The following is a 3,952-nucleotide window of genomic DNA, read 5'->3' on the forward strand; positions in this document are numbered from 1 at the left end:
CGGGCACACCAGCCGACATCATCGACCCAACACCCCGAATAGCATGAGCGACACGCCCTTACACCGCCGGGTTCACCAACACTTTCTCAGGCGGTGGTGGGGAGGTGGCCGATCAGACCTCGACCGTTCCGGCAACGTTGGTGTTGCGCACCGAACAGGCCCACCATGTCCCGTTGCGCTCGAGCAGGACCCGGTATCCGCACCGATCAGCCGGGCTTGCCGATACCGGCCAGCACCTTTTCGTGCCATTCGATCTCGGTCCGTATCCGCAGGCGGGCGTGTTCGGCGATGAGATCGTCGGCGGCACTCTGATCGGGCCAGCGGCGGTCGAGCTGATGCTCCATCCGCGAGCCGATCGCACGGAGGGCGGCGATCCGGTCCTCGAGGTAGCCGCGCAGCAACTCCGGATCGAGGTCGTCGCCGACGGCCAGCGCGAGATCGACCGGATCGGGCCGGATATCGACCTCGGTGAAGGCTTCGTCGCGTAATGCGCGCAGTTCCCGCAGACCCTCGTCGGTGATCTCGTAGATGGTGCGGGCGGGAGGCGCGCCTGGCTGTTCGGTACGCAACGGGTGGACCAGGCCCTCGCTCTCCATCCGGTGCAGTGCGCCGTACAGCGAGCCGGGTTTGACGCGCGACCACAGGTCGGCCCGGTCCAGGCGGGCGTCCCGGCGCAATTGGTGGCCGTGCATCGGTCCGCGCCGGGCCAGGGCGGCCAGGACGAGGATCGCGATACGTGTCGCCGGGCAGGCCCGGGCCGCGGCCGCGACCATATTGCGCGCTCGATCGGTGGCCTCCTGCTTGGAGCGGCCGTATACCTCTCCCTCCCAGGGGAAGGCCGTCGCGGCGTAGGCGACATAGTCGACCGCGACATTTCCCGGCAGCCGGTCGACCGTCGCCGCCGGCATGCCGGCGCCGGGCTCGGTATCGGAGGTCTCCCAGGTTCCTGGGATCGCCACGACGTACAAATCGGGGCACGGGGTGGGTGTGGCCGCCGCTGCCGGGGTTCCGCCGGCCTGGACAACTGCGGCTACGAGCGCGAACATGCAGGCGGCGACGCCTGATTTCCAACGTGTGGGCATGACTGCTCCATCCGGTCACACCGAGGGTGTAGCTGATCGAGTGAGGCGGAAGGCCGCGTCGGCGGAACTCCCGTGAGCGGAGGCCGGCCCGGGGCCCGGGGGTGGATGCCGGGGCGGCGTACACGCCCGCTCGCCCGCATGGAGAGGGTCCGTGCGGGCTCGACCGGGCTGCCGGGTCAGCGCGGTGGTCGGCTCATATCCCGGTTCATCATCGGGAGCTCGATACTGATCGGCATCCGGAGTTCGGCCAGGTACCACAGGGCGAACTGGCGCAGGAACTCGTCGAACAGCCAGTACGCCTCCTGCGTCGGCGGGGCGACGGTGAGTATGCCTTCCCGGACCGCGATGAACGGGCCCCAGCTGAACTGCAGCAGCGGATCCCAGACCGGTTCGCGGGCGATGGCCAGCTCGTCGGCGATCTTGTCGCCGAGCAGGAAACGCGTGAAGGCGCCGAGGACCCCCTTGCTCAAAATGGCGAGGTCGAGGTTGGTCCCCAGCCGCAGCAGCCGGTCGGCCAGTTTCACGCCCTCCGGGGTCGGCGCGAGGATCGGATCCAGGACCTGCGCGGCCTGGGAGTTCGCCTGATCCCACGAATTAGGGATGTACTCGTCGCGGACGCCGAGCAGATGCGCGGCGACCTGCCAGGAATGCAGGAAGGCGTCCGATTCGTGGACGGGGATCGGCACTTTCCATGCCGTGAGGTGACGCATCACGGTGGTGGGCAGGCTGTGCCAGGTGACCATGATGTCGTTCTGGCTGATCGGGATGTCCTCGTCGGCCGAGTTCACCCAGTGCGGCGACTGGGGCAGCAGATGTCGCACCGCGGCATGCACCAGCCGCGTTTTGACGCAGGTGACGACCATCTGCCCGTCCGGGCCGTAGGCGTTGCCGCTGCCGATGTCGTAACCGAGTTTGGCGGTCTTGGAGATTCGGTCCTTGAGGTCGTGGCCGCCCTTGGAGTAATAGACCGAGCGCGCCTCCTTGGGGATGACCGTGCTCATCATGCCGCTGGCGAGGCCGTACAACACGCCGAGGTAGAGACCGCGTTTCTTGTTGAAGTCCACAGCGGTGGCCAGTTTGCCGGGATCGGTCCACTGGGGGAGCTGCCGTGCGTATTCCATGAAGTCCCGCAGATCCGGGGGTAGCCCGGCGGGTAACGGCTGACCGTTGCGGGTCCAGGTGCGCAGCAGATCGTTGACGGCGGGTACCGCACCGCGGTCGAGCAGGGAGGCGACCAGTTCATCGGCTTCGGGATCCCAGACGCCGAGCGGGTCGACACCCGCGCCGCTGCCCGCCACCGACCCCTGCGGCGACCATGTCCACGGTTGTGCTCTGGCCGGGGTCGCGATGGCGAGTGCGCCGAACGCGCCCAGCACCCCGCCCGCTTTCAACGCATCCCGTCTGTTGAGTCGGTCCATGTCGCCACTCCTCGTCGAGTTCGAGCATCGCGGTGGCGCAGATGCGTCACCGGGTTTATATCGAAGAATACTCAGTAACTTAACAACTGTGCAAGTGCCTTGTTCGCTGATTCGGTGATTTGCGTGGACTCTGGCCGTCTACGGCCGTTTGCGAAAAGGGTCGACCGATAAGCGCCCGGCTTCCTGCGGATATGTCTCGTTCCGGGTCGGGCGCGTAGGTTCGACTACGCCCGAGGGGATTGATCGGGCCGGGCTGGTCGATCTTGCGTCGAGGGGAGAATTTTCGATAACCGCAGGTCACTGACCCAGACGGAAGGCTGGGTACGTGGGCTGCCGCCCCTCCTCTGCGCTATCCGGCCATCGGCCTGAAGGGAATCCGGCAGCGTTCTACCTGATCACTTAGCAGTTGCGCGATCCGTATCGTCCGCCTTCTCGGCGCGCGACCGGCCCAGCCAGTGGGTTCCGCGTCGGTGGACCGCCGGCCGGTACAGACCCCCGGGAGATTCCCGCCCGGGTTTCGTGGCACCCGCCGGGAGGGATCGGCGGCCGTGGGCGTGCCGCGCGGCTTCGGACGCCGGCGGCCGAGGTGATGCGGCAGCACCGGCAGAGGCGGCCGGGCCGGGGGAGCGGCGCTCGGTCGACCCCCGATCTCCCGGCGGCGGTTACATGTACATGCGCCGAATCGGCTGCTAGTCGTGGAGTATGACGACACCCGGTGATTTCGAGTTCGAATCCGTTTATCGCGGTACCGGCCCGTTCGGGCCGGACGTGGCGCCGCCGTGGAGTATCGGGGAACCGCAGCCCGAACTCGCGGCGCTCATCGATCAGGGCAGATTCCACGGCGACGTACTCGATGCCGGCTGCGGTGAGGGTGCCATCTCGTTGTATCTGGCCGAGCGCGGTTTCACCACCGTGGGCCTGGACCTCGCGCCGACCGCGATCGAATCGGCCCGGGCCGAAGCCGAACGGCGCGGGCTGGATACCGCCACCTTCGAGGTCGCCGACATCACCTCGTTCACCGGCTACGACGGCCGCTTCGGCACCGTGGTGGACAGCACGTTGTTCCATTCGATTCCGGTGGCGTCACGGGCGGGCTATCTGCGGTCGATCGCGCGGGCCGCCGCTCCGGGCGCGGCCTACTTCGCGCTGGTGTTCGATCGGGCCGGCTTTCCGCAACTCCCCGATGCGGGACCCGCGCCGGTCACCGCCGACGAACTCCGCGACGCGGTATCGGAATACTGGGTGATCGATGAGATCGCCCCGGCGCGGATCCACGCGAATCTGCCGGAGCGCCTCGATTCTCCGGCCGGCGAACCCCTGCTGCGGTTCGAGGATCTGCGCGACGAACCGAACGGCCGCAAATCGGTTCCGGCCTGGTTGCTCTCGGCGCATCTGGGCTGAGCGGCACGCGCCGCCCGCCGGTGCGCGATCCGGTGGCGCCGGGCGCGGCGC

General features: G+C 68.0%; 3 protein-coding genes. 1 reads left to right on the plus strand and 2 read right to left on the minus strand.

Annotated features, from left to right (window positions below; genetic code table 11):
- Positions 1 to 206 precede the first annotated feature (206 nt).
- Both ACLML9_RS28030 and ACLML9_RS28035 read right to left on the minus strand, forming a co-directional pair.
- On the minus strand, positions 207 to 773 hold the full coding sequence (locus tag ACLML9_RS28030; RefSeq protein WP_411948316.1) for a PadR family transcriptional regulator: 567 nt from the start codon (positions 771 to 773) through the stop codon (positions 207 to 209).
- Positions 774 to 1,258: 485 nt separating this feature from the next.
- The gene (locus tag ACLML9_RS28035; protein WP_411948314.1) at positions 1,259 to 2,500 is read right to left on the minus strand and encodes an oxygenase MpaB family protein; all 1,242 of its coding nucleotides are present in this window, start codon (positions 2,498 to 2,500) and stop codon (positions 1,259 to 1,261) included.
- A gap of 702 nt (positions 2,501 to 3,202) precedes the next feature.
- On the opposite strand from ACLML9_RS28035, the gene ACLML9_RS28040 reads away from it, so the two are divergent.
- Positions 3,203 to 3,901, plus strand: a complete 699-nt coding sequence (locus tag ACLML9_RS28040) for a class I SAM-dependent methyltransferase (protein ID WP_411948315.1) — start codon at positions 3,203 to 3,205, stop codon at positions 3,899 to 3,901.
- Positions 3,902 to 3,952 lie beyond the last annotated feature (51 nt).

The organism is Nocardia sp. NPDC002869 (assembly GCF_046764065.1).
Lineage (GTDB): Bacteria > Actinomycetota > Actinomycetes > Mycobacteriales > Mycobacteriaceae > Nocardia > Nocardia rhamnosiphila.